Source organism: Bacillus sp. AC266 (genome assembly GCF_979253805.1).
On the sequence record NZ_CEEDEC010000006.1, the window covers coordinates 71,027 to 95,657 of the forward strand.

Annotated in this window: 22 protein-coding genes and 4 pseudogenes; 10 read left to right on the forward strand and 16 right to left on the reverse strand. The window is 32.2% G+C overall.

Features of this window, described 5'->3' with window-relative positions:
- Positions 1 to 281 precede the first annotated feature (281 nt).
- Complete coding sequence (gene asnB / locus AC0IXC_RS22415) at positions 282 to 2,105, reverse strand: asparagine synthase (glutamine-hydrolyzing) (protein WP_471653346.1); 1,824 nt, start codon at positions 2,103 to 2,105, stop codon at positions 282 to 284.
- A gap of 401 nt (positions 2,106 to 2,506) precedes the next feature.
- On the opposite strand from asnB, the gene AC0IXC_RS22420 reads away from it, so the two are divergent.
- Positions 2,507 to 3,085, forward strand: coding sequence for a TetR/AcrR family transcriptional regulator (locus AC0IXC_RS22420; RefSeq protein ID WP_016096849.1), 579 nt, complete (start codon positions 2,507 to 2,509; stop codon positions 3,083 to 3,085).
- 121 nt (positions 3,086 to 3,206) lie between these two features.
- Here AC0IXC_RS22420 and AC0IXC_RS22425 read toward each other — a convergent pair.
- Together AC0IXC_RS22425 and tnpA are read right to left on the reverse strand one after the other, a co-directional pair.
- Positions 3,207 to 4,318, reverse strand: a pseudogene (locus AC0IXC_RS22425) (RNA-guided endonuclease TnpB family protein).
- Between the two features lie 11 nt (positions 4,319 to 4,329).
- A complete protein-coding gene (tnpA, locus tag AC0IXC_RS22430; protein ID WP_113937393.1) occupies positions 4,330 to 4,728 on the reverse strand; it encodes an IS200/IS605 family transposase in 399 nt (132 codons plus the stop codon).
- An 829-nt stretch (positions 4,729 to 5,557) separates the two neighbouring features.
- On the opposite strand from tnpA, the pseudogene AC0IXC_RS22435 reads away from it, so the two are divergent.
- The 3 genes and pseudogenes from AC0IXC_RS22435 to AC0IXC_RS22445 all read left to right on the forward strand — a co-directional run bounded on the left by AC0IXC_RS22435 (position 5,558) and on the right by AC0IXC_RS22445 (position 7,330).
- Positions 5,558 to 5,744: pseudogene (locus tag AC0IXC_RS22435) on the forward strand (hypothetical protein).
- A 220-nt stretch (positions 5,745 to 5,964) separates the two neighbouring features.
- Complete coding sequence (locus AC0IXC_RS22440; RefSeq protein ID WP_012259814.1) at positions 5,965 to 6,993, forward strand: IS1595-like element ISBwe1 family transposase; 1,029 nt, start codon at positions 5,965 to 5,967, stop codon at positions 6,991 to 6,993.
- 46 nt (positions 6,994 to 7,039) lie between these two features.
- Complete coding sequence (locus AC0IXC_RS22445) at positions 7,040 to 7,330, forward strand: hypothetical protein (protein WP_040963219.1); 291 nt, start codon at positions 7,040 to 7,042, stop codon at positions 7,328 to 7,330.
- 301 nt (positions 7,331 to 7,631) lie between these two features.
- Here AC0IXC_RS22445 and AC0IXC_RS22450 read toward each other — a convergent pair whose 3' ends face one another.
- The 5 genes and pseudogenes from AC0IXC_RS22450 to AC0IXC_RS22470 all read right to left on the reverse strand — a co-directional run.
- Positions 7,632 to 8,159, reverse strand: coding sequence for a nuclear transport factor 2 family protein (locus AC0IXC_RS22450; protein WP_240381150.1), 528 nt, complete (start codon positions 8,157 to 8,159; stop codon positions 7,632 to 7,634).
- Between the two features lie 154 nt (positions 8,160 to 8,313).
- Positions 8,314 to 8,706 (reverse strand): nuclear transport factor 2 family protein, encoded by a 393-nt coding sequence (locus AC0IXC_RS22455; protein WP_042889832.1) that lies wholly within the window; start codon positions 8,704 to 8,706, stop codon positions 8,314 to 8,316.
- A 4-nt stretch (positions 8,707 to 8,710) separates the two neighbouring features.
- Entirely contained in the window at positions 8,711 to 9,532 is an 822-nt protein-coding gene (locus tag AC0IXC_RS22460; RefSeq protein WP_471653347.1) for an MBL fold metallo-hydrolase, read from the reverse strand.
- A 294-nt stretch (positions 9,533 to 9,826) separates the two neighbouring features.
- Positions 9,827 to 10,447: a DsbA family protein gene (locus tag AC0IXC_RS22465; protein ID WP_085313301.1), complete on the reverse strand. Its 621-nt coding sequence runs from the start codon at positions 10,445 to 10,447 to the stop codon at positions 9,827 to 9,829.
- 559 nt (positions 10,448 to 11,006) lie between these two features.
- Positions 11,007 to 12,179 (reverse strand): annotated as a pseudogene (locus AC0IXC_RS22470) (DNA/RNA helicase domain-containing protein); the annotation flags it as partial.
- Positions 12,180 to 12,494: 315 nt separating this feature from the next.
- Here AC0IXC_RS22470 and AC0IXC_RS22475 point away from each other — a divergent pair.
- Positions 12,495 to 12,965 carry a hypothetical protein gene (locus AC0IXC_RS22475; protein WP_002069395.1) on the forward strand — a complete coding sequence of 157 codons (471 nt, stop codon included), beginning with the start codon at positions 12,495 to 12,497 and terminating at the stop codon, positions 12,963 to 12,965.
- A 194-nt stretch (positions 12,966 to 13,159) separates the two neighbouring features.
- Here AC0IXC_RS22475 and AC0IXC_RS22480 read toward each other — a convergent pair whose 3' ends face one another.
- The gene (locus tag AC0IXC_RS22480; protein ID WP_471653348.1) at positions 13,160 to 14,530 is read right to left on the reverse strand and encodes a lytic polysaccharide monooxygenase; all 1,371 of its coding nucleotides are present in this window, start codon (positions 14,528 to 14,530) and stop codon (positions 13,160 to 13,162) included.
- 339 nt (positions 14,531 to 14,869) lie between these two features.
- Between AC0IXC_RS22480 and AC0IXC_RS22485 the strand changes: the two genes are divergently transcribed.
- The 3 genes and pseudogenes from AC0IXC_RS22485 to AC0IXC_RS22495 all read left to right on the forward strand — a co-directional run bounded on the left by AC0IXC_RS22485 (position 14,870) and on the right by AC0IXC_RS22495 (position 16,164).
- A complete protein-coding gene (locus tag AC0IXC_RS22485; protein ID WP_002090474.1) occupies positions 14,870 to 15,064 on the forward strand; it encodes a spore germination protein in 195 nt (64 codons plus the stop codon).
- 250 nt (positions 15,065 to 15,314) lie between these two features.
- Positions 15,315 to 15,599, forward strand: coding sequence for a DUF4183 domain-containing protein (locus AC0IXC_RS22490; protein ID WP_341308305.1), 285 nt, complete (start codon positions 15,315 to 15,317; stop codon positions 15,597 to 15,599).
- Between the two features lie 372 nt (positions 15,600 to 15,971).
- Positions 15,972 to 16,164, forward strand: a pseudogene (locus AC0IXC_RS22495) (hypothetical protein).
- Between the two features lie 386 nt (positions 16,165 to 16,550).
- Here AC0IXC_RS22495 and AC0IXC_RS22500 read toward each other — a convergent pair.
- The 3 genes from AC0IXC_RS22500 to AC0IXC_RS22510 form a co-directional block, all read right to left on the reverse strand.
- Positions 16,551 to 16,976 carry a DUF4879 domain-containing protein gene (locus AC0IXC_RS22500; RefSeq protein ID WP_002090470.1) on the reverse strand — a complete coding sequence of 142 codons (426 nt, stop codon included), beginning with the start codon at positions 16,974 to 16,976 and terminating at the stop codon, positions 16,551 to 16,553.
- Positions 16,977 to 17,684: 708 nt separating this feature from the next.
- Entirely contained in the window at positions 17,685 to 18,011 is a 327-nt protein-coding gene (locus tag AC0IXC_RS22505) for an ArsR/SmtB family transcription factor (RefSeq protein ID WP_326996841.1), read from the reverse strand.
- Between the two features lie 410 nt (positions 18,012 to 18,421).
- Positions 18,422 to 18,616, reverse strand: a complete 195-nt coding sequence (locus tag AC0IXC_RS22510; RefSeq protein ID WP_471653486.1) for a hypothetical protein — start codon at positions 18,614 to 18,616, stop codon at positions 18,422 to 18,424.
- A 406-nt stretch (positions 18,617 to 19,022) separates the two neighbouring features.
- Here AC0IXC_RS22510 and AC0IXC_RS22515 point away from each other — a divergent pair, with 406 nt between their 5' ends.
- The gene (locus AC0IXC_RS22515; RefSeq protein ID WP_219303816.1) at positions 19,023 to 19,484 is read left to right on the forward strand and encodes a hypothetical protein; all 462 of its coding nucleotides are present in this window, start codon (positions 19,023 to 19,025) and stop codon (positions 19,482 to 19,484) included.
- 94 nt (positions 19,485 to 19,578) lie between these two features.
- Here AC0IXC_RS22515 and AC0IXC_RS22520 read toward each other — a convergent pair whose 3' ends face one another.
- Positions 19,579 to 19,740, reverse strand: a complete 162-nt coding sequence (locus AC0IXC_RS22520; RefSeq protein ID WP_016093850.1) for a hypothetical protein — start codon at positions 19,738 to 19,740, stop codon at positions 19,579 to 19,581.
- A 488-nt stretch (positions 19,741 to 20,228) separates the two neighbouring features.
- Here AC0IXC_RS22520 and AC0IXC_RS22525 point away from each other — a divergent pair, with 488 nt between their 5' ends.
- Positions 20,229 to 20,642 carry a hypothetical protein gene (locus AC0IXC_RS22525; protein WP_098717920.1) on the forward strand — a complete coding sequence of 138 codons (414 nt, stop codon included), beginning with the start codon at positions 20,229 to 20,231 and terminating at the stop codon, positions 20,640 to 20,642.
- Between the two features lie 75 nt (positions 20,643 to 20,717).
- Here the strand turns inward: AC0IXC_RS22525 and AC0IXC_RS22530 are convergent, their stop codons facing one another.
- The 3 genes from AC0IXC_RS22530 to AC0IXC_RS22540 all read right to left on the reverse strand — a co-directional run bounded on the left by AC0IXC_RS22530 (position 20,718) and on the right by AC0IXC_RS22540 (position 24,319).
- Positions 20,718 to 20,933 (reverse strand): alpha/beta-type small acid-soluble spore protein, encoded by a 216-nt coding sequence (locus tag AC0IXC_RS22530; RefSeq protein ID WP_001167047.1) that lies wholly within the window; start codon positions 20,931 to 20,933, stop codon positions 20,718 to 20,720.
- Positions 20,934 to 21,092: 159 nt separating this feature from the next.
- Entirely contained in the window at positions 21,093 to 22,850 is a 1,758-nt protein-coding gene (locus AC0IXC_RS22535; protein ID WP_471653349.1) for a methyl-accepting chemotaxis protein, read from the reverse strand.
- Between the two features lie 1,058 nt (positions 22,851 to 23,908).
- Positions 23,909 to 24,319, reverse strand: a complete 411-nt coding sequence (locus AC0IXC_RS22540) for a hypothetical protein (RefSeq protein ID WP_471653350.1) — start codon at positions 24,317 to 24,319, stop codon at positions 23,909 to 23,911.
- Positions 24,320 to 24,631: the final 312 nt, after the last annotated feature.

Sequence of the window (24,631 nt, forward strand, 5' to 3'; positions counted from 1 at the left end):
GCGATGCATACAATCATCAAATCTAATTAACATATCATTTGATTATCGGTAGCGAGATCAAAGAGACTCCCTACTCTCAGAAAGGAACCTCCAATTCATATTATTTCCCCTATTTCTATGTTTCTTATTTGATTCTAATTGACTAACTGATTAGAGTTATTGCAAATCAAGATAATAAAACCGCATCTCCAAATGTTAGATAACTATCTAATACATTGGAGATGCGGTTCACTTAGGTCATTGAGGATTCATCTATCCTCTTTATTCGAAGATTACATTTATCATACTAATTTAATATTATATTCCTGAAGCCAACTATTAACTTGAAGTAAATAATCTATTATACCTCGTGCATCATTACCAGAAATTACTTTGTCTTTTCCTTCTGCAATAGCACGAACTCTTTCTACATTTATTAATGGTAAAATAGGTGATTGAGGATCGTTCAACACATGTAACATCCAATCACTAATACCTTGTAGATAAGAAGCATCCTTTGTGCTTGGATATGCACTTTTTTTGCGATAAAGTACATCCTCTGGAAGTACATTTTCAAAAGCTCGACGTAAAATACCTTTTTCAATATTGTCTATGCTTTTCATTTCGAATGGAACATTCCATAAGTATTCTACAAGCCGGTAATCGCAAAATGGAACTCGTACTTCAAAGCCATTCATCATACTTGTACGATCTTTTCGTTCTAGCATAAATGGCAAGAAACGTGTAATAAACATGTAAGACATTTGACGTTGCTTCATTTGCAGATCACTTTCACCTTCTAAAAAAGGAACCTCAGCAACCGCATCTTCAAATTTTTGTTTTTGATATTTTTCAGGGCTAATCTTTTCTTTAAAATCCTCTGATAAAATTTCTGTACTATACCATAAATTAACACTCCAAGGGAATATCTCTGCATCTAAAAACTTCTCTTGATGGAACCATGGATATCCTGAGAACACTTCATCTGCGGATTCGCCTGAAAGTGCAACTGTTGCGTCTTTTTTCATTTCCTTAAATAGCAAATAAAGTGATGTTTCTAGTTCTCCAACTCCAGGTAGATCACGCGCTCGCATTGGAATTAATAAATGCTCTATTAAACTATCTGATCCCAACTCTATAGAGTGATGCTTTGTTCCTACATATTCAGCCACACGTTTCACCCAAGGTTCATCACGATCAAAACGAAGGAAGTCTTGCTCAAAGTCTTTTTCATCATTGATGAAATTCAGGGAATATGTATGAAGGTGTTCCCCTTTATTCCTAAATTCGTTTCCTGCTAAACCTGTTAGACCACTTGAATCTAAACCTCCGGAAAGCATAGATACCACGGGTCTATCAGCAATTAACTGACGTTTAACCGTATCTTGTAAAATGGAGCGGATTGTCTCCACTGTCATATCAATATCATCTATATGGTTTTTACTTTCAAGTTTCCAATACTGTGTCGTATTCGAGCCATTAGAGGTAAACGTCATATAATGGCCAGCACGCACTTCGTGTATATCCTTGAAAATTGCATGACCTGGAGTACGTGTTGGTCCAAGACAAAATATCTCAGAAAGTCCTTCTTTATCTACTTCTGCATCTACAAGTGGGTGCGAAAGTAAAACTTTTAACTCTGAACCAAAGAGAATTGCACTCCCTCTTTGAGCGAAAAATAAAGGCTTCACACCTAGATGATCACGACCAAGCATCAATTTCCCAAATCTTTCATCCCAAATACCAAAAGCAAAAATCCCATTTAAGTGTTGAACACAATCTTCTTGCCATTCTAAATAAGCATGTAGTAATACCTCTGTATCAGACTTTGTCTGAAATTCATGACCTTTCTCCTCAAGTTCTTTACGTAATTCTTGATAGTTATAAATTTCTCCATTGAACGTAAGACCAATCGTATCATTTCCATCTTTATACAGCATAGGTTGAAGGCCACCTTCAGGATCAATGACGATGAGACGTCGATGACCTAATGCCGCCCGTTTTGAAAACCAATGCCCCTCTGCATCAGGTCCTCGGTGAATGATAGCATCTGTCATTTTTTTTAACGTTTCTTGTTCATTAGACAGGTCTTTAGACCAGTCTATCCACCCTGCAATTCCACACATAGTGTCTACCTTCTCTCAAATAGTATAGAAACCGACTAAAATCAAATATCAGTCGGTTTTCCGTAAAAAAATCCGACTAAAAACATCTTTTAGTCATGTTTATATAATAAAATGAATTGAATAAAAAATCAAATAATTCAATCAAGAAAGAAATCACTGTCTCCTTTCACTTGAATTTTCATCGTCCGATTAAAAAGTTATTACCTTAAACTTTCATTTTCAGCCTAAGTTATAAAGTTGCATTCTATTATAGTTATATACTAGAAATAAGAATGGTGTATGTTATTCTATAAGAAGCAACTAGGGGACTTTCTATTAAGCTTTAAAAAATGAAAAATAGAATGATAGAGAATGTAATAAAAGAAAACTTCGCTAAATATTTCAAGGATAGGGTGTAGACAATGATCAAATTAGAAAAAGAAAATAAAAAAATGAAAATTATTCAATCTGCCACAATACTGTTCTCTACGCGTGGTGTCCGTAACACAACGGTTGATGAAATTGCAAAGAAAGCTAAAGTTGGTAAAGGTACTATTTATTATTACTATACAGATAAAACTGAAATATTATGTGACTGCTATATGCGTCATATTCAGCTTATACGTTCACAATTATTTGATTTATATAAAGAGGAAAAAGATGTTTTACTTCGAATACAAAAAATCCTTCATTATATCAGCCTAGAATATCATCAAGATCCGTTTGTTTCTACACTCTTTCAAGAATATAAAGAGTACCATTCACCTGAAATTACAGCTTGTTTTAAAAAGTCTGAAGAAGAAGCAATTAAAATGATAAGTAATTTGCTCGAAAAAGGTTATCAGCAAGGAGCTTTGCATAAGGTACCATTACCACTTACAGCTTTTATGTTAGTACGAATGATTTTTAACTATGAACAGGATTATATAAAAGATGATAAAAGTGATAAAGAATTTCTGCAGTTACTAAAGCATATGCTTCGTGAACTACCCGCCACTTAACGTCCTAACGGACTGTTTGAAGTGGGGGGCTTCTCGGTTAGTCGTTACTTTTGATAGCTAACGAATTCGTCCTAAGACAGCCGAGCTAACTCCCTTGTTCCAAAGGTTATTTTATTGCTATTTACGCTAACACTAATAGACGTATTGCTTCATTTTTGATATTGATAGCTGCGTTATAATCTCTATCGAGATTTACACCGCATATGCAAGAATAGACTCGTTCAGACAATGACATATTTTTACATTTCCACAACTGCTACATGTTTTTGTGGAAGGAAACCATTTGTCTATTTTCACAAGTTGTTTTCCTTGTTCGTTTAGTTTATAAGCTAAGAAAGAAATGAATATACCCCACCCATTATCAGCGACACTTTTTCCAAAATGAAGTGCTTGCGACATTCCTTTCATGTTTAGGTCTTCAATAGCTACAACATCAAAATGAGTAACTAACTCTTTAGACTTATGATGAAGGAAGTTCTTACGTTGGTTCGCTACTTTTTCATGTAACTTAGCTACACGGATACATTGTTTATTCCGACGAATAGAACCTTTGGTTCTTCTTGATAATACTCGTTGTGCCTTTGCTAATCGGTCTAACATTTTACGATAGAACTTAGGATAATTGGCTTTCTCACCCTCAGAACTAACATATAATCCATCCATCGCAAAGTCTAATCCAACAACTGTTTCTACTTCTTTTTGTACAATCTCTTTTTCGTATTCAGTCAAGATGGACACATAGTATTTACCAGTAGGTGTCATAGAAATCGTACATGACTTGATCATATGGTCTTGTGGTATTTCTCTATGCTGTTTGAAACGTACCATTTTCAGTTTTGGCAATTTGATATGACCAGTAAGCAACATAATATTTCCGTTTACTACATTCGTTGTATAAGACTTTCTGTCTTTTTTACTTTTGAATGTCGGAAAGTCATTTTGACCACTAAAGAAATTCTTATAGGCAGTTTGCAAGTTTAGTTGAGCATTTGCCAAAGCTAATGAATCAACTTCTTTTAAACACTCAAATTCTGCTTTGTATTTCGCAGGAGTTGGAAGCTTTTGTTTCTTTAGTTGTTCCTTATCATCTTTGTATTTTTCGTACGCTTCTTTTCGTTCAGCTAACATTCTGTTATACACGAAACGTACACAACCGAAGGTTTTACGCATAAGATATGCTTGTTCTTCTGTTGGATACAAACGGAATTTATATGCTTTATTATGCTTTGTCATATCATTTCACCTCACTTTTCATCTTGATTTTCAATATATTTCTTTACTACATCTATTGGCGAACCACCAGTAGTTAGTAAGCAAAAACTTCTTGACCAAAACATCTCTTTCCAAAGTTTCGTTTTCACTTGTGGAAAGTCTCTCTTGATTAGTCGAGAACTTGCACTCTTATAAGCATTGATGAATTTTGTCATTTCTGTATTCGGATGTGCCTTGAACAAAATATGAACATGGTCTACATCATGATTCCACTCTACCAGTGTTATGTTGTAATTCTCGGATAACCTGATAAACATGTCTTTTGCATAATCTGACATATCATCATCAAACACATTTCTTCTGTATTTTACGACCAACACAAGATGATAATACAACAAGAACACTGAATGATTATTGCTATCTAATTTCATCGATATACCAACCTTTGTAATTTATAAGACTGATTATATCAGAGGCAAAATAAAAAGCAAAGCCTTTTGGCTACGCCAAACCGAAATTCATCTCCCACCTACCGCTGGGCTACGCCCTTCACGCGCTTGAGGAAGGAGAATTCTTTCGAGGAATTCGTTAAAATCTTAAGTTGATGGATGTGTGAACGTACCCCTACTAATATTCTTGCTTTTAAATCATTATTACTGTATTATATTTACGTAGTAATATAAGGATTATGGTATATAAAAAGGAATCAAATCTATAAGTAAGATTTAAATCCTTTTCCAAGGCAAAAAGATTTTGCTAAAATCTAATATAATTTATGCTTGTCTTTTTAATATGTATCTAGTAAAAACATATTTTTTATCAATAGAATTCTGTTTTCAATATAAATGGAAACTTTAAATAGAAGTTTATTAACTCTCAATGATAGGAGTTAGTGTTCTAGAATATAGAGAAACAAGGCACGATACAAAGTAATCTGACAAACCTAAGAAGTATTGTATATTGTTTGCCCATCTCCAGGTACTACAATAAAAGAGCCTTACCTCTCTAGGCAAGACTCTACTAGTTTAGTTGTATAATATTTACATGATAACTAAGAAACAGAAAACATATAACACCAAATAGCAGCACCCTATTACTCCTCCTACAGCTAATACCTGTTTAACCCAACTCTTAAATTTTTGATTACTATAAATCGCCTGCACTCTTTCCATATTTCCTCCTATTAAGGAGAACCCTTAAAGACTCTCACCTCGCTATAGTACCATTAGAAAATGAATAATAGAGATCTAATGTATAAATATGCAATATTGCATACAAAAATTCATTGTTATAATTGTAAGCGCTTACTATAATAAGATTATAAAGATTTATCACATCTTAATACGAAAAAAGAGGAGAGAATAATATGGAAATTGCAATGGCAGTTTTAAAATTTATAGGTGGAGCAATCCCATTAATTCAAGAACTTCTAAAAGCATTTATGTAAGTTCACTATTTAGCAATTATTTACAAAAATTATCATACAAATGATCTGTATATCCAAGATAAATTGATTTACAGATCATTTGCGTGAGCAAGGTCCCTTTAACATGATTAAGGGACCTTGTTTTAATTTTTGGCTTTGTTAAAGGTAAATGTTGATATTTGAAACCTATCCGAAATCTTAGTATAATTGTATAAGAACAAACATTCGGGAGGTGTTAAGGTTGAGCAAAGCGTTCAGTAATCTATTGAAACATATTGGCAATTTGTCACACACAGAGAAAGAGCAAGTGTTTCAATGGGTAAAACGCTATGTTGAACCTTCTTCCTCTGTCGGTGGTCGTCTAATCAATGAAATGAGAGAAACTCGTTTCAAGGAAGGGTTTGAATGTCCTCATTGTGCATCCGAACACGTTGTTCGTTTCGGTAAACACAATAATCGCCAACGCTATCGTTGTAAATGTTGTAGTAAGACATTCACTGATACAACGAATACTGTTCTTTACCGTACTCGAAAAGGAAACGAATGGATTACATTTGTTGATTGTATGTTTAAAGGATATTCCTTGCGAAAGTCCGCTGAAATCGTGGGGGTTACATGGGTTACACTTTTTTATTGGAGACATAAATTGTTAAGTGCGTTAAAACAATTGGATTTTGAGAAATTTGAAGGTATTGTTGAAGTTGACGAGACCTATTTCCTATACTCTCAAAAGGGTCAACGTGGTATTTCAGAACGCAAACCTCGTAGGCGTGGTGGAAAATCTAAACACAGAGGTATCAGCCACGAACAAGTTTGTGTTCTTGTTGCCAGAGACCGTACCAAAGCGACTGTCTCCAAGATTGCTTGTATGGGGCGTGTTGTGAAAACAAAAGTTGATAGTATGATTGGTTCTAAATTAACATCGGATAATGTACTTGTTACAGATGCTTGGAGAGCCTACAAAACGTATGCAAAAGAAAAAGGAATAGAGCATTACAGAATTAAATCAAACGATGGTAAGCACGTTATTAAAGGCTTGTACCATATCCAGAATGTAAATGGTCTCCATTCTCGTATGAAACAATGGATAGACCGTTTTAAAGGTGTGGCTACAAAATATTTAGACAACTACCTTGCGTGGTTCTTATTTATAGATAGAAAAAGTAACGAAAGCACAAAACACAACATTAAAGAGTTCTTACTCACATCATTTGTATTTGAAATGACTGATACTTATGATAGTTTGCGTCTGTCAAAATTCAGTGTATAAACGAACGAATTAAGAAAAGAGTGAAATATTGGATAACTCGAAATGGATATCTTTAAGTAATGTTAATGATGAGGAGGAAATTTGGGCAGGGGCAAGAGTTAGGTTGTACAATGTTGGTATGAATAGAGAAGACAAAGAAAATGATTTCTACGAATACATTATTTCTTATATCTACGACAACGATAACTACTTACAACTAACTAATTTAACAACAGGAAAAGCAGGTTATATTATTTGTGTCATTGAAAAAGAATTGCCGAATAATTATGCTTTGGGCAAAACATTAAAGCAAAGAATGGGCTTAGAAAATACCTATTTTAGATTTGAATATGAATAATCAACAACTAAGGGAAGCACCAACTCTAAGGTGTCTTCCCATATTTAATACTTTTTATCAACATTTAACATTAACAGAGCCAAAAATTAAAGAAACAAGACTTTTATAAACATACAATTTCATTTTAATAATCTAATAACAAACCTTCAATTTAAACAAATCTAGTTCAAGCAAAAAAAGATGTCCTAGTACCATATCTACTAGGACACCCCTTCATTTTAATCATATATACATAACTTCTCTAAATTTCTAAATTCTATACATCTCTATCAATTAAATAATAATTAGATATATCTCCTATCTAAAACATAGTATTATTATTAGCTGTTTCATTTGAAATCTCTTGAATTACATCCCAGTGTTCGACAATCTTACCATCCTTTATATGAAATATATCCACTATAGCAACTCCCTTATCTTGAGAGTTAGCACGAGAATGTACATGAAGAGCAACTGTATCTCCTTCAGCTACTACACGTTTAATTTCTGCAGAGGAGTTAGGGTTTTTAACAAAATCCTCCTTAAAGAAATCCATGAAAGCTTTTCGTCCATCAGCCACAAAAGGATTATGTTGCTTATAATCTTCACTTACATATTTAGGGATGATATCGATATTATGTTTGTTAAAAACTTCATTATAGAAATCAACTACCATCTTTTTATTCTTTTCTTTTTCTGCCACATCATCTTTCGATACTGGTGCAACATTCTCGCTCTTTATTGAGTTACCTTTGGCATTACCAATGAAGGATTGAAATGTCAAAGTCGACACAATTCCTAAAATAAACACAGAAATAATTATTATTATTAAATTTTTCTCTAATTTCATATATATCTACCTCTTTTAATTTTATAATTCACCTTCGATAACACGCTTAATAAAGGAAAAATCTTTCCCAGAATGTGATGTAAGAAATATTGTTAGGAAAATCCATCTATCCTAACAATACTCCTTATACGAGGCATATTTGAAACTGGTAACTCTAACTTAATACCTCATTAACAGTTGCACTGTCCACAATTTGAATAAACTTCTTAACCTTATCGTTCTCATCAAACTCATAAAGATGACAAAAATCTGCTATGAATGATTTCCCTGTTACTTTATATGTTCCACTATATTTTCCATACACGATAACAGTATTGTTATTAAAAGCATAAATTTCATCTTTAGCGCTATAGTTATCCCATTCAGTTCCAAGACGTTCATGTACATTTTTCACTACTTCATCAGGACCTATATAAGTGCCCGCATATGGAAACCCAGCAGCTTCTGTCCAAGATACATTTTCACTTAAATATGTTTTGAAAGCATCCATTTTTCCCTCGCCAGTTAACACATACGTTTCATGTAATAGTTTTTGATATTTATTCATAGCATTAACCCCATGGCATTTCTTTTGTTACAACTTTTGCACTTAATTCCAATACACCTTTATTAGCATAGCCTGGATATGCTGTTTCAAGCTTTGCCACAAAATCTTTTGAAGTGTTACTTTCTTCAGAAGCTTGAATTGCAGTTCTTAGATAATCCATAGTTGCAATAATCGCTTGATTATCTAAGGATTTTTCGATTGATCCATGGCTTGGTACAATAATGTCAGCATTTAACGCTTGTAATACTTTCAAGTTCTCAATCCATGCCTCCATTGCTGCTTTTGAGCTAGTATCTGCTAAGAACACATGGATTTCGTTAAATACATCAATGCCTCCAATCAATAATTTTAGCTCTTTATTAAATAAGCTAGTTCTGTAATCATCTAAGCCTACAAGTTCAAATGTTAAACCTTGAAAATCAATTGTTTTCTCTTTAATAACTTGAGGTAATACCACATTGTTTGGTGCATTTTCTCCTAGTACATCTTTCCAAACTTTTAATTTCCCTAATACAGAATGAACAATATGTTCAACAGTAGACTCTGTTGCATACGCTATAGCTTCTGGGTAAGCAGCTTTCATACTTTCTAACCCAAAATAGTAATCAGGATCCCCATGTATAATAAAGATTTTATCTAGGGATAAGTTATTGTTTTTCAGATAATCTACAATTTCTTTCGAATCAGATTGAGTAAATTTTGAGTTTATTAAAAATGCATGTCCTGCTTTCTCAACTAAGGTTGCAGTTACCATAAAACTTTTTTCATCCGAACTAAACACCGTCAATTTTACATCATTTAGATTTGTATCGATTGTTTTAAACATAGAATGTTATTCTCCTTTTGTTAAAGTTATTGAATAGATAACACATTTTTATCTTGTTCCGACAGAAGGCCCTCCTCAATTCCCCTGCATAGTTAATCGCACCAGCAAATAGATAGGAGATGTATGTCGGTTGGCGTAAGCTAACATGTTTGCTACTGTGATCTATAGTAAAATCATAATTGGACCTTCTTTAATAACAAATAGAAACTATAACTGTTATCAGAAAGATTTAAGTCCATCCACTTCTAGTCTTTTTTAAAACGTTAAATGTTATATACTTTAACTTAAAGTTTTTTAATATAAATTTTTGAAACGTGCTTCGATTTTATCTGGCGTCATTACCCCGCCACCAATAGGGATAATTTGATTATCCTTTTGTAAAAGTAATGAAGGATAACTATTAACACCAAGCTGTCGAACCTTATTGAAATCATTTTGTACATCTACAATTGTTTCTTGAGCATTTAAACGCTCTATTACTTGTTCAGGATCCAAACCATGCTCAATTGCAATCTTACGATATGTTTCAGGGTCACTTAGACTTTTCCCCTCATAATAAAACGCTTTTTGCATAGCCGAAGTGAATTCTAACAAACGGTCTGGCGCTAATGAACGTAAAGCGGAAAAGCCAATTGCAGCATCTTTCGAATTCATTTTAAAAGTACCTTCTTCCACCAATTTTTGATATGAAGGACCAAACTCTGCACCTGTAAGTTGATTAATTCTTTTATTTCCCTCTTCTATATATGAGAAATTTTTTATTGGTAAATCATCTAAAAATAACCCTCCACATAAAACCGTTAACGGCACTTCAGTGTGTTTTTGGTAAAATCCTTTAATACTTTCTGAAAAGCCATAGCACCATCCACAATATGCGTCCCATACATATATAAAGTTATCTTGTTTCGTTTCCATTTAAATCTCCTACCTTTATTTTTATTTACCAGTCCAGCTATCACTTAAAATTCTCAGCCAACTTTTTGGTTTGTAAAAGTACATCTTTTTTAGTATCTTGTTCTTTTTTGAGGCACCTTACTATATTTTTCAAAAACTAACCCTTTTAAAGAAAGAGCAACTAAGATTTTTAGCAAAAGACAACGGTGTATATTATTGCCCAAAAGTAGAAAATACTACAGTACGGAATATGCATTTCTTTTAATATGTCAGTAACTATCTACCCTTAGCGGCAACGTGTGAACCACCATCCTTAAATAAATATACAAATCGTATTTCCACTTAAAATAGGCATTAGTTGTAACTAATGCGATTACAACTTTATGTAACTATATTAGTTACAACTAAGACGGAAGTCAATTCTTTTTTTATAAAAAATATTAAATTTCTACCCTAACGTTTTCAAAAATCTGGTTAACAATAAAATATAACTTTAGTATTATCGCTTAATACCTATATACCCTTTCATTTTTATTAAATAAAAAGAAGCTACTCTAATTCAAGTAACTTCTTTTCATAATTATTGACTTATTCTCACTATTTCTTTTAGATATCTCTGCATATTTTGATTTACTGCATAGACGTAACATCCATTTATCCCGCGAGATAATAATACGTAATAGATACGTTTAATATAGGATGTTAACTCTTCATTATTTAAATCAGTTCCCTTAATCGGAAGACCATTTCGATCTTTATACTCTTTTGGATTGACGATGACCTTTGCTTTATTCAAATCATAGTCTCCATTTTCTTCACCCGTGTAATTACAATCAATTTCGGCCCCTAATATCACACCAACATAATTTAAATCAGCACCCTGAGTAGTATGAATACATCCTATTTCCTCTACACTATTCTCAAAGTTAATCCAACCTTTTACCTTCGAGTTCCATTTGAATGTATCACCTGTAACAGGATCTTTTATATCATATAGATTCTTATCCTTTTGTGTAGCCCATTTCCAAGAATAACCTGCGACTACGCGACATAATTCATGATCTTTATTTAAAGATTTCATAGAATCATTTAATTCTGTAATAGATTCCATTACTTTAAAGTCATAGCCCTGCAATAATCCTGCCTCATAAACACCAACATTATTTGCTATTTGTAAATATTTACGCAACCATGCTAAATATTGATCTCCAGATTTTAAACGGAATTGTTTATGTAAGAGATGCCTCTTATAATTCACTGTCAACTGTTGGAATACATCTGTATCTATATCTGCAGGTCGGATTGTTTGGTATGGATCATAAACCACAGTTAAGTGATACGCGAATGTTTCTATTAACTCCAACTCAGTTGTATAGCCATTATCAGTGACTAAATGTTTTAAATCACGTGCTTGTTTACCAAAATATTTTTTCAGACGATGTGCTTCATCCACAAAAACATACTTATATATAGAGCCCCTACTTTTTGCCTGCTTAATAAATAGTGAAGGTGACAGCACCGTAATACCTTGTAGACCTAGTTTGTTCATTAAGCTCTTATATAAATTTAATGAGTGATTTTGCGGAACAACAAGTGCTATATCTTCATAATTCAATCCCTCTCTCGCTTTACCAGTTTTATTGTCGTAAGCAAGCGCATATAAGATATTTGTTAATACAATTGTTTTACCGGTACCCGGGTCCCCTGTAATCAAATGTCGACTATTTGATGTGGTAAGCATCGTATTAAATAATGTGCACTGACTTTTGCATTAATTTTTGGAATATCACGCTCTACTCCCAATAAATTATGAGAAAAATCAATATTTTATTAGTATAGTTAATATATGTACCCACTAATTAACTGCGTCTCTTTAACAGTGATCCATACATTCCACTTTATTATTTAACCTTGGACTGTTTTTTACCATATATATTATATAAAAATAAGAAATTCTCTCAAAAAAATTCTTTCTTTTTATATAAACTTATACACACATACTACAATTCATGTTAATATAACGATATTGCAATTTTATTATTAATATTTTATAACAGGAGATGAAAAGATGAAAGGACTTGAATTTTCAACTAGCCTATTATTCTTTTGGATAAAAGGTAGAGTAGACGTTGATAATAGGTTTATAAAAACCAACTTATCAAACACATTATTAGGATTTATTCCTGCAGGTAAAGACCAACAAAACATTCCTCTAAAAAATATTTCTGGATCTATGTTATCTACGAAATATTATTTTAAACCGATAATTTTGGGAATACTAATCATTTTATTCGCATTAGCTACTTTTAGTGGTAGTTTTCTTGGTGGCTTAATTTATCTAATAATAGGTATTGGAATTGCAGGTAGCGGTATTCAAACAATATTAAGAATTGAAAAAGCCGGAACACCTTATCATATAAGTGTCCCATTCTTTGAAAAAGAAAAAATGCAATTATTAAACGATATTATACACAACGCTTTAGCAGAAGACACAGACAAAACAGATTTAAATTTATTCTTCGATAAAAAATCTCAGTAAATAATTTTTATATTAAAAATAAAACCTTATAATCCATTAATTTGATTATAAGGTTTTTAATTGTAAATTATTAATAATGCCCTTCTTTTTAAGAGGATGCGCTTAATTATAATATAAAACTTGATTTTGTCTCCTCTTAATTATTCATTTCAAATCTACTTGATTACATGAAAAATGAGCTACTAATTAAATTACTATTTTATTTCATTCCATAAAGATAAAGCAAAGATCCAATTCGGATCCCCATTCCCTTGATAGCTTTGGGCCGCCTCGTATTCCTTACCCTCGTGAACTACTCTATCTCCTTTTTTATATGCTTTATACGAATCCCATTTCTCATAAGCGTTTTCTTGTTCCTTCGTAGTAACTGTTAAGATATCACTTTTCATTGATTCATTGCCAGCCGTATCAACTGCAGAAACTGCATACTTGTATGTTGTATTTGCTTGCAAATTCTTGTCCATAAATGATGTGGTATTAACAGTACCTATTTCCTTCGTAACCCCCGCAATTTCTCTGTATACAATATAATGATCCACATCTATGTTATCTTCAGACGGACTCCACATTAAGTCAACAGTATTGGCAGTGATTCCCATACTGTGTAACCCTTTAGGTTGAGTTGGCGCTTCTGTATCTGGTTTTTCCACTGTTGTTTTAATAACTAATGCTTCACTTTCCTTAGATATATTCCCTACAGCATCTACTGCTTTTACTGTATACGTGTAATCTGTGTTTGGGCTTAATTTTTTATCAACTAAACTAGTACCCGCTACAGTATTAATTACTTCTCCATTACGTAACACTTGATACTCTTTCACCCCTACATTATCTGTTGCAGGCTTCCAATTAAGTTCTACGCTATTTGAAGTGGCTTTTACTACTTGTAGTCCAGATGGCTGAGTTGGTGCTTCTGTATCTGGTTTTTCATTATTAACTAGATTCACATCAATCACATTATAAAAAGCATTTACGGTATCAGCTACATCCCAAACCGCTAAAATGACATGATATCCACTACGATCAGTTGGTACATTAATTTTATGTGATAAATTATTAGATGCTGCAGAACCATCGTGTTTTACAGTTCCTATTAATTCAAGATCCGCTCTTGTTAGAGGTTTGTTTGGGTTCCATCCTTTTTTTGTGATGTAATAGTGCCATTGACTTGTTAAATGAGGAGCAGTGTATTTCCAAGTGAATGTATTCTCTCCACCCTTAATCGTATTCTTAAACCATCGATCAGCTGTTTGTTGATCAAGAATCCCACCAAACAGGCCTCCTGCTGAAGCAATTTTCCCATCAACCGGTCCACCTTGTGGGAATCCTTTAGGCGCTTCTAAGCTTTGCGGCTCATACATTACATTGCCACAATTTAAATTCAAAGCTCCATAATTCTGGCTACATAAAGCAGCACGGCTACCTGGCTTTTCAACGAACCCATGTGCATAGGCATTTTGAGGAATTAAGGTTGTACTCATAATTCCTACTGCTACTACAGCAGCACTTAATCCTTTTTTATTTGTAGTCATTTTTCTCAACTGCTTTAGAATTTTTTTATTCATTTTAATAGTCCCCTCCTATTAATTTTCTTACTATATTAAGAGCATTGATGTAAAAGAATAATAAAGCATAGATTACAAAGATTAAATAAATAAAAATGAAACCTCATAACTTCATACTTAAATATTCATTTAACTTCCTTTACATCCAAATAGCTTTATAATTAAATTATTACATAATAATTCATTAAACTTATACTGAAATTGTGCACAGTTTTTGAACTTTCTTCCCTCATTTTAAAATTTTCAGATCCAGATGAACATCTAGACTCATAGACCATATGTTAATTTAAATACTTTCTAAGAAAGCAGGTGAAAATAATGCCATCTATTGTTTGAAATATGGTTGTACAAAATAGTAACGGTTCTTTCAACTTAGGTGATTTTTATAACGTCTCTCCAAAGGAAAATACAAAAGCTTATAATGGTTCAGGCTCATCTAATGTTGCTTTTGTTGCTAATACCTTTAGCGGTGTTAGTGCAACGAACACATTTGATGCTGATGTTGCAGACCAAAACCAAGTTGGAACAGCATAAATTTATTCATTTCCCTCTACCTCTCTGAATAAAACACAATATTCCGTCCATACTATAGATAACCCATCTTTAATGTGCTGTAACCAGTTAGATTTTCTTTAAGACTGAGCAGTTAGCTTTTGCTAGCTGCTCTTTTTCGTATATGCAACTTACATTCCGAAAACTCATATATTAATTTCGAATGGAACTCACAAGTCATCTTTTTACAGTAAATCTTGGCCAAGTAGGTTCTGAAAAGAGGTGAATATAATTGGCTATCGTTAAACCGTTTATCGCTGGAAGACGATTTGTAAGTACAGCAGCAACAGGAACTGTTGCTGGAGCTGATTTAACTTTTGCAAACACTGACTTCACTGATGATGCTGGAGCTGTAACAACATTCCCTGCTTCTTATGCATTTTTAACGCTATATATTAACGGCGTAATCCAAACAGGTGATACTATTACTGGAGTTACTACTACTGCTGCTACTATTGTAGGAGGAGCTGTCCTAGATGGAGGTACTCCTATTACAATTGAATTTACTATAACGTAACTTCAGGTGTCCTTTTTATAGAGGCTTTATTACAGGAAGCCTCTATTCTTAAATAAAAACTGACATCCATTTTTGTAGCAACTACATACTGTAGAGCATAAACTAGTATAGAATGATAGGAATTTATACTCACTTTCGAAAAGAGCACTTATCTATAGTGCTCTTTTTTAGCGTTTACTTATCAAATAGCGTTTTTGTTCAACTATCGTCTTCACTTCTTCACGTTCTACAATTCGATATGCAATATTACATATTCTGTATGTTCAATTTATAAACATGTAATAATTAGTTTATAAAATATTTAAAATTAATATTGAAAGGAGAATACTAAAATGTCTTTCTTTGCTTGGTCTCCTCTTATTTTCTTAATAGTTGTTGCAATCATCATTTCTATTAAAAAGGCTAAGAAACAATAGCTTTAGATAGTTACAATAATTTATTATTAGGAGGTGTAATTATGTCATTTGCAGCATGGAGTGCAATTTTTATGACTTTAATCGGAGCAATGTCCGGGGCAATCTTTGGTACAATTTCCTCTAGAAATAAAAGCAAAAATACCAACTAAAAAACCTAATAATAAAAAGGTTTTCCTTTACTACTCTACGCTAAGGGATAGTATCAGCTATCCTGTCACCACCCCCTATTTATCAGTTCAATATGTTGTATCTGGGAGTAAAAGTAAGACTATGACCTATTTTTACACGTATCTCGGCTGTATCCCCAATACATATTATTAAAATTAAAGTTGTTCAAATCGGCGGAAGACACCTTAGGGTGTCTTTTCTTTACATACAAACCAATATGTAAAAGTGCATCATAACTTGTTACTAGCTCATGATACAATAAAGAAACAACTTTTATTTTTCAAGTCAGATTGGAAACCTAACTGGTTATCTACCAAAAATAATCCCCACACAATGCGTGGGGATTATTTTACTATGGATTAAGTGATTATTTAATGTATATAGAAGTTCGTAACGTATTTCTAGGATGGTTTATTGAAGTTTTTTGATACTCGAAAGTTCCCTCTTTAAACTTTGATACATCCCATTTATACTCCCAGCCAACTATAGGATTACCACCAATTATTTGTGAACCAACACTTTTCACATCAAATCCGTCCATTTTTGCAAAAGGAAATTGACCATAACCAATTTCTCGTGTATAAACATATAAATAACTTCCACCATGATCTCTAGTTGTACTAAAACTATTAGGATTAATAGTTTCTACCCCACCTAATTGCGATTCCACTTTAACCACATTTAAAGAAGTTAACGGTGCTGCTGGTCCTGCTGATGCCTCAGGTGCCATTCCTAAACCTACTACTGCTGCCATTGTTAACGATGATATCCCTAATGCAACTTTTTTTAACATATAAACATCCCCTTCTTTTTATATAAGTACAAATTTGATACTAACAGAAATTTATAAGAATATTCCTTATTTTGAAAACGTTAACAAATTATACTTTTTTAGATATGCAATTTAGCATATCGATTGACATACAGAATAATCCATCTACTACTTTCGATATAAAAACTATTTTCAAATTTAATACTATTAACTCACTAAATTCTCATAAAAAGACTGATCGTCTATACAATATTTTGGTAAAATATAGGTAACTTTTAAGAAGGAAAAGCTAATATACATCGACTAAATAATGTAAAGAAAATGTTTTATTGCATAAAAAAAAAGGCTCCATTGCTGGAGCGCTCAAAAAATAATATAAGTAAATGAATTAAAACAAATAACAGACAATTAAACTATATAGATAAAACTTCAATAAATCTATATATATGCAATATTACATATAAAAATCCTATTTATTGATGCTATAATAAGCTTACTCGATGATTGTTATATTTTTATATTTTTTAAGTAATACAATACCTTCTTAACACCAATTGTACAAGGAAAAGAAGACATCTTAATCGATGTCTTCTTTTCTTATATGATAACAACACAATAAAATTAAGATGGTTCAAGTCGGAGAAAGGACACTCAAATGAGTGTCCTTTCTTTAACAATATTCAGGTTCATATAACCCGTATAACTGTCCACCGTTTATAACAGTTCCTTTTAAAAAAGGGAACTTTTTTGCTTATTATTTACCCACAAACCTAAAATTCCTACAATCTGACGAGCCTTAGCATTATCTATATAATAATGCATCTCTAACCCTCTTCTTTCTGCACGGAGTACGGTTCTCCTTAATTTTGATAGATGCTGTGAAACAGTAGATTGTGGGAGTCTTAATATTTCCGTTAACTGCGTAACATTACACATTTTATGGTGCATTAATTCATTTACAATTTGTAATCGAACCGGATGTGCCATTACCTTTAAAACATCTACGTCTTCTTCGCGGATTTCAGCTAGATCTCTATCAGATACTACTGTTTTCATTTCGCATTCTCCTTTATTATTAATTTCTACTTTTCTTATTATCCTTATAAATAGTACTTATAGATGTTTACCATTTGTCCTGTTGAGAAAATATATTCTCTTCTTAAAACAAAAAGGACACCTATTCTGAAAACAGTTTTTCACATAACTTTGAACTATGATTAACTCACTTTACTAAGCAAAAGTATTTCTTCTATCCCTTGTTTAAAGCAAATAAAAAATTCTGCTTATGCCTTCCCGTCCTGAAAAATTGATAGGCAGTATTCCCCATCTCACACTCTACAAAATAATCATTTTATTTCTCAATATGAATACCTGGAATTAAAATACCAAAAATGGTAATATGAAGTCACCTTCAGTTGTCAATTGTGTCCCTTTTTGAAAGGCCCTGTCTAAAATGACAAGGCCTTTTAAATTTCCTTAAATATCCTTTCTATTTCGCTTTCTTTTGATTTTGAATGGTTTCTTTTACAAGTTTTAAATAGATTTACTAATAAACCTGGTGTAGACTCTAACTCCTGCTTCTGCTTCTGCTTCATATTCTCTTCTGTTACAGTACTTACAAACTCCCACAGTACTTGTGCTCTAATTGTTCTGCAAATCATTTCTCACACATTTCAAATGTTTTTATCTTCTTTTTGAACACCGTCCTAATTTAATACTTTTCTTTCCTGTTAATGGCTAAATCAAAATTATTAGCTCTTGTCAGTAGATTCCAATATTATGTATAATAACATTACCTTTTTACCAATAAACGGTAATGAAGAGATGATACAAGTAAATAAACCAAATGTATCATCGATATATTAAAGGATCTATTCAATGTACATTCAGATACATATTTAGGATTTAAAACCATGGAATCTTATGTACAGATTAAATTACTACAAGATGGAAGAATGGTAGCAAATGTACTCAGGGAAAAAGAACATTCAATTTGCTTAATGTCATATAACTACTTGATGTGACAACTATTAAACAAATTGAAAACATACTCAGGGGGGATTTTATATGAAAAAATTTGGTAAAGTATTATTAATGGGAACATTGGCTCTTGGTAGTTTAACAGCAATGAATATAGAAACACCTAAAGCTCATGCCGATGGAGCGAGCGAATATTGTCGTTACATTTGTGGCCCTAGCGAAACAGTGAACAATTTCACGATTCAATTACACGCTACGGAATACGGATTTGGACAAAATGTCATTGCAAAAGTTACAAATAATAGAGCTGAAAGTGTGAATTACAAAGTTGCTATCGAAAAACAATATGAAACTGGCTGGGGCTATTATGAAACTTGGTTCAATTGGAACTCTATGTTACCAGCTGGTTCAAATGAAGAAATAGTTACTTTCTCAGGCAATGGCGAAGATATTGGGGATGCAGGCACATTCCGTTATAAAGTTGAAATTACGAATGCTGACGGATCTGTTGACACAATTTACACAGCGCCAATGACATTAGTTAATTAAATATTCGCATTGACAAACTAGATTATGAAAGGAAGGATTACACCTTCCTTTTTTTATATTTTAAAATTAAAAACGTATCCCCTCTTACATTTACCTATATAAATCTAAGAAATAAATAATTCAAAAGGAAAAATAAAAATACTACAACAAAGAATTTCCATTTGTTTCTTTTCGTTGGTTTTCTAGCATGTTGTATATAAAAAAACAAGGCAATACCTGCCATAGTAAATAAAAAAATTTGATAATAATCAATCATCTGTAATCCCCCTCCATACCAAAAATAAGAAGCCTCTTTTTGAGAGACTTCTTATTTTTAATACAAACGACATACTTAGGCTAAATATACACAATAAGATTAGGATGCTAAACCTTATTGCAGCTTTATTATAACATATAACCTCTTATTTTGTTTAATAATTCCAAATTATAAAACTTTATCAACAATTGATTGTTTATTTACATACAATGAATGCACAATAAAAAAACAACAAAATATTCACTTATAGAACCAACGTATGTAAAAACCAGCTACCATCACATTCATAGTTTTGAAAAGTTGTTCTCTCCTTCTTTAAGAATACTTTAAACTTCGGATAGATTACCTTATATCGACATCTTATGTATGCAGAATTACATATTAAATCTCATTGAAAATCATTCTCGTTGTAACTATAATGGTTTCAAGAGGTGGTATTTTCACTTCGTTTTCAAATCTCACAATATATTAAAGGAGGAACTAGCATTATGAAAAAAGTTATTTTAGCAGGGGCATTAGGAATTGCAGTACTATCAGGTATGAACTTACCAGGAGCAGAGGCACCTAAAGCGAGTGCAGCAACTACAAATTTAGAAATTCAAGAAGTTACAAAATATTACTCTATGAGTTCCTATGAGGTTTCTCAAAAAGAATCATTTAATCTTAATAAAGGGGAAGAACTTACGGTCTTTGTACAAAATTCCGGGTTCCCAATTTCTTATACAGTCTTTGATGCAGATGATCAAGTAATTGGCACATACAATGCGAATTCACCATACGGTCGCGTATTCAAAGCACAAAAAGACGGTAATATTTCGGTTCAATTTCAAGCAGGAGTAAATTCTTCTTACATGAAGAAGATGAATTTCACAGCCAAATTTGCAGTGTCTAAATTTAACTAGCAGTAAAAATTTTCACTATCCTCTTTAAAGGCAAATTAAAAAGGTATATCCCTTCCATGGGATATACCTTTAACTTTAGTGAATTTTATATTGACCAGATAACTGCTCTTGCGCCATACGAACTAAACGTTTTGTAATTTCTCCACCTACTGAACCATTTGCTCTTGCTGTTGAATCCGGCCCAAGAGTAACACCAAACTCCTGTGCAATTTCATATTTCATTTGTTCAATTGCACTTGCTGCAGCTGCTATTAAGATTTCGTTTGAATTATTATTTTCGCGAATTTGCATTTTTTAAACACCTCCGTTGAATTTGGTAATATCATGATCTATTTCCAACAAAATATGCAAAAAAATTATTCTTTTAGCTATTTTACATATATACCTAGGCTTTCATCCCTTATGTGGGAATAAATAAAGGTATAGGTCATACCCATACCTTCTCCTATCCTACTTATTTTTGAATTCCCCTATTAACTCCTGTAACTCTTGGGAGAGCCAATTTAAAGAATTTTCCAACTCTGCAATATCTTGTACATACAGTTCTTGCTCTTTCATACTTATCTCTACATTACTACTGCTATTCACATATGTATTTGCAATGTATGATAATTCATTTACAATCTGAACAATAGTTTGATTATCTTTTAAAATGTCACTTGAATTATTCGAAGTCTCTTTAATTTGATTTGTAACAGATTGTGCAGATTCTGAAATCTTTTCAAGGAAAGCATCACTACTTTGAACAAGTGTTATTCCTGATTCTATTTCCTTTGAACCATTCTGTATGGATCTTACAGCCTCCTCTGTTTCAGCTTGGGTTTCACCAATTAATTTAGCTATATCCCTTGCAGATGCCTCAGTTCTTTCCGCTAATATACGTACCTCATCCACAACAACTGAAAATCCTTTCCCCATCTCTCCAGCATATGAGGATTCAGTAGAAGCATTTAAAGCTAATAAATTTGTTTGATTTGGAATATTTGTAATTACAGTAATTATTTCACTAATTTCCTTAAATCGTGCTTCTAATGCATAAATACTAGAAGATACACTTTGAATTGAATCTCGGCTTCTTTTCATTTGATTCACAATTTGCTTAATCAAATCTTTTCCTTCTACAGAATGCTGTTCCATATCTTCCGAAGCAGTCGCAACTTGTTTTGCAGCTCTTTTAATTTCTTCCATCTTACTTTCCATTTCTTGAACAATTCCTAAACATTTTTGCACTACATATTCATGAGAATGTGCTCCTAAATTTAATCCTGTAATAGCACTTGCAATTCCTTTAAAGGCTATGCTATTCTCTTTGGTACTTACCGACAATTCCTGTGAGGATGTTGAAACTTGTTCAGCAGTCTGCCTTACTTTATCTATAATCCTATTAAACTTTTTAATAGGATTATTAAAATAGATATTAGTTATCCCTATATCATCAGACCTTTCATTCAACTTAATACTTAAATCCCCTTCACCAACTTTACGTAACCCTTCTTGTAAATCCTTTAAAGGCGATAGAGATTTTCGTGAGATGAATATTTGAATTGTAATTGCGATTGTTAATGAAATGATTATAAATAGTAAACCGTGCACTATAAATTCTTTCTTTGTAAGAGGAATAATAGAAGCGTCTAAATCCGCTGCAACAATTGCAATTATATTATTATTTTCATCAGTAATTGGCTCTAAAATTGTTACCCATGTACCTAGTACATCTTCATACACTTCTGTCATTTGTGCCTGTTTCGTTTTCATTACTTGGTCGTATGTCTTCTTCCAATGAGTAGGATGCTCATAATAGTCACCTGTTTTTACAGAACCTAGTTTTACAGAAACCGTATCTGCTAATTCTGTATCCAAAGCAACTAATTGTAATTCAGCTTTATCATTTAGCTTAGCCCCTGTAACATATATTTGTCCGACACTTTTCATATTTTTTATAGCTTTATCTAATTGCTCTGTCAATTTTTCTTTCTTCACTCTTTGTGCTGTAGGGTCTTTTGCTACATCTCTTACTATTTCTAGATCTAATTGATTTATTATTGTATCTCCTGTTTCAAAAGACTGCCTTTCAAATATAGACATCATACTATTTTGAAACATGTTAAAGCTTAACAACCCCATACTTCCCACAAGCGTTAGAATTACTACTACCGTTAGTAATACATTTTTCTGAAGCAACGATAGCTTATGCCAATATTTTTTCATTGATTTCACCTTTCTTATTTTCAACAATACAAAAACAAAGTAGTAACATATTAATAGGTTCTATTTATGTTATTAACTTGAACATGAAAATAGCATACTAGTCATTTAATCAAACGTTCCAATTTTTTTGTTTGATAGAGTTTCTTTCCTTTTATACTGATAGTTTCACTATAATTAAAGCAATAATTTAACGAATCTAAGCATTTGTGTATACAAATACAAAAGCATGATACCAATGTGATTAGCATTAAAATGCAGCTAATTTTCAGCACTCTTTTATATAGCAGCACTAAAGAAATAATAGTTATGACACTTTTGAATAATAATGCTAAAGTTTAATTTCTATTTTTTGAAGCCAATTCTTATCTATTGTACAAATATCAGTTTTCCCATTTGCAATCTCATCTTTTATATATCCAGCTGATTTTGGAAATCTATTAGTAGGAAGACGTTAACCTTCTACTACTTCACCTTTTCCATTTGTACTGATACCTTCTAGATTATTTTTGTTAAGTGTTTGTTTTAAACAAAGACAAGAATTCCTAAGCCCTTATCTTTGGTTATCTTTATCTTGCACAACAAAAACAAACCGAACGGTTCCGTTCAGTTTCCTATTTTATAACTATTTTCCTTATTTTTCTATAGTGTTTTAATATCCACTTGTACAAAGTTAGCCTAAACCCTTTTACCCTAATCCAATATATTTCTTCAATTATCTTAAAGTCATATGAAATAGCACAATCAGTAAATTCTTATTACGAAACTTTTGTATTAATAAATACTAAAGGACATACTCCTAAAATATAAGCCATGGATTTAATTACATTACGATTTTCATCAGTAATAAACGTACACATGTTAAACAAAAAAAGACCCAATTATTTATATCTCATTCCTTCTTTTAATATAAATCGACTGCTTTTTTCTTAAATTCTACTTCATCAGTGGTGCTAATTTTACTCATAGAAAAATCCCCTCCATAGTAAACAGATTAATGTGTTTTCTTTATCCTATCTACTATAAGAGGAGTATAGCATAGCTTCTTTTTTGTAAAAGATCTAAGATTCTAGTGCAGTAATTAATTGCTGACGTTCTTTATCTCTAAAAATTTTAATTTCATGTTTAAACTCATAATTTCCTTCTTCAAATCTAACCCATTCCTTACTTGTCCAATATACAACATCTACATTTGCATCTAAAATTACAGAACATATGTCTACTAATTCTTCTTCGTAAAATGGCGCTTCTTTTGCTAGTTCAAAAGCTAGTACGTTTGGATCGTTACTTTTAATTTGAATTTCCCTTGAAGTTTGCCCTAAATACTGCCATGGGGAATGTAGAGATTGTACATGGGAATTTTGAGTTTCTTTAAGCTGTGATGAAGAATGTAGTGTTGCAGCAAATGTAGGTATACTCACTCCTATTGTTGCGCCTAAAGTAATAGAACCAATAATAAGTTTTTTAATCATTTTTTCAGCCCCTTTAATTATTTTGGATATGCTTCATTTTTATACTACGTTTATGTTTGTGTAAATGAAGATGATTTGACATGATTCATCATTTTTCTCAAAAACTGTATATTAATTAACTGTTGTAAATTTACCAAAAACAAAAAAGTTTCCATAAGGAAACTTTTTTGTTTTTGTATACATTATATGTATACAAATTAGTTTTAAAAATATTTACTTATTTGTTGATAAAATTGTATATGGATATTGCTCCTACTATTATCTACATACATTTCATGCAAAGATTCACTTCAACATGAACAAATTCATCTT

Bases quoted from the DNA above. Each gene is read 5' to 3' on its own strand.
- asnB (WP_471653346.1), bottom strand. From the start codon at position 2,105: ATGTGTGGAATTGCAGGGTGGATAGACTGGTCTAAAGACCTGTCTAAT.
- AC0IXC_RS22420 (WP_016096849.1), top strand. From the start codon at position 2,507: ATGATCAAATTAGAAAAAGAAAATAAAAAAATGAAAATTATTCAATCT.
- tnpA (WP_113937393.1), bottom strand. From the start codon at position 4,728: ATGAAATTAGATAGCAATAATCATTCAGTGTTCTTGTTGTATTATCAT.
- AC0IXC_RS22450 (WP_240381150.1), bottom strand. From the start codon at position 8,159: ATGAAATTAGAGAAAAATTTAATAATAATAATTATTTCTGTGTTTATT.
- AC0IXC_RS22455 (WP_042889832.1), bottom strand. From the start codon at position 8,706: ATGAATAAATATCAAAAACTATTACATGAAACGTATGTGTTAACTGGC.
- AC0IXC_RS22460 (WP_471653347.1), bottom strand. From the start codon at position 9,532: ATGTTTAAAACAATCGATACAAATCTAAATGATGTAAAATTGACGGTG.
- AC0IXC_RS22465 (WP_085313301.1), bottom strand. From the start codon at position 10,447: ATGGAAACGAAACAAGATAACTTTATATATGTATGGGACGCATATTGT.
- AC0IXC_RS22475 (WP_002069395.1), top strand. From the start codon at position 12,495: ATGAAAGGACTTGAATTTTCAACTAGCCTATTATTCTTTTGGATAAAA.
- AC0IXC_RS22480 (WP_471653348.1), bottom strand. From the start codon at position 14,530: ATGAATAAAAAAATTCTAAAGCAGTTGAGAAAAATGACTACAAATAAA.
- AC0IXC_RS22485 (WP_002090474.1), top strand. From the start codon at position 14,870: ATGGTTGTACAAAATAGTAACGGTTCTTTCAACTTAGGTGATTTTTAT.
- AC0IXC_RS22500 (WP_002090470.1), bottom strand. From the start codon at position 16,976: ATGTTAAAAAAAGTTGCATTAGGGATATCATCGTTAACAATGGCAGCA.
- AC0IXC_RS22505 (WP_326996841.1), bottom strand. From the start codon at position 18,011: ATGAAAACAGTAGTATCTGATAGAGATCTAGCTGAAATCCGCGAAGAA.
- AC0IXC_RS22510 (WP_471653486.1), bottom strand. From the start codon at position 18,616: ATGATTTGCAGAACAATTAGAGCACAAGTACTGTGGGAGTTTGTAAGT.
- AC0IXC_RS22515 (WP_219303816.1), top strand. From the start codon at position 19,023: ATGAAAAAATTTGGTAAAGTATTATTAATGGGAACATTGGCTCTTGGT.
- AC0IXC_RS22520 (WP_016093850.1), bottom strand. From the start codon at position 19,740: ATGATTGATTATTATCAAATTTTTTTATTTACTATGGCAGGTATTGCC.
- AC0IXC_RS22525 (WP_098717920.1), top strand. From the start codon at position 20,229: ATGAAAAAAGTTATTTTAGCAGGGGCATTAGGAATTGCAGTACTATCA.
- AC0IXC_RS22530 (WP_001167047.1), bottom strand. From the start codon at position 20,933: ATGCAAATTCGCGAAAATAATAATTCAAACGAAATCTTAATAGCAGCT.
- AC0IXC_RS22535 (WP_471653349.1), bottom strand. From the start codon at position 22,850: ATGAAAAAATATTGGCATAAGCTATCGTTGCTTCAGAAAAATGTATTA.
- AC0IXC_RS22540 (WP_471653350.1), bottom strand. From the start codon at position 24,319: ATGATTAAAAAACTTATTATTGGTTCTATTACTTTAGGCGCAACAATA.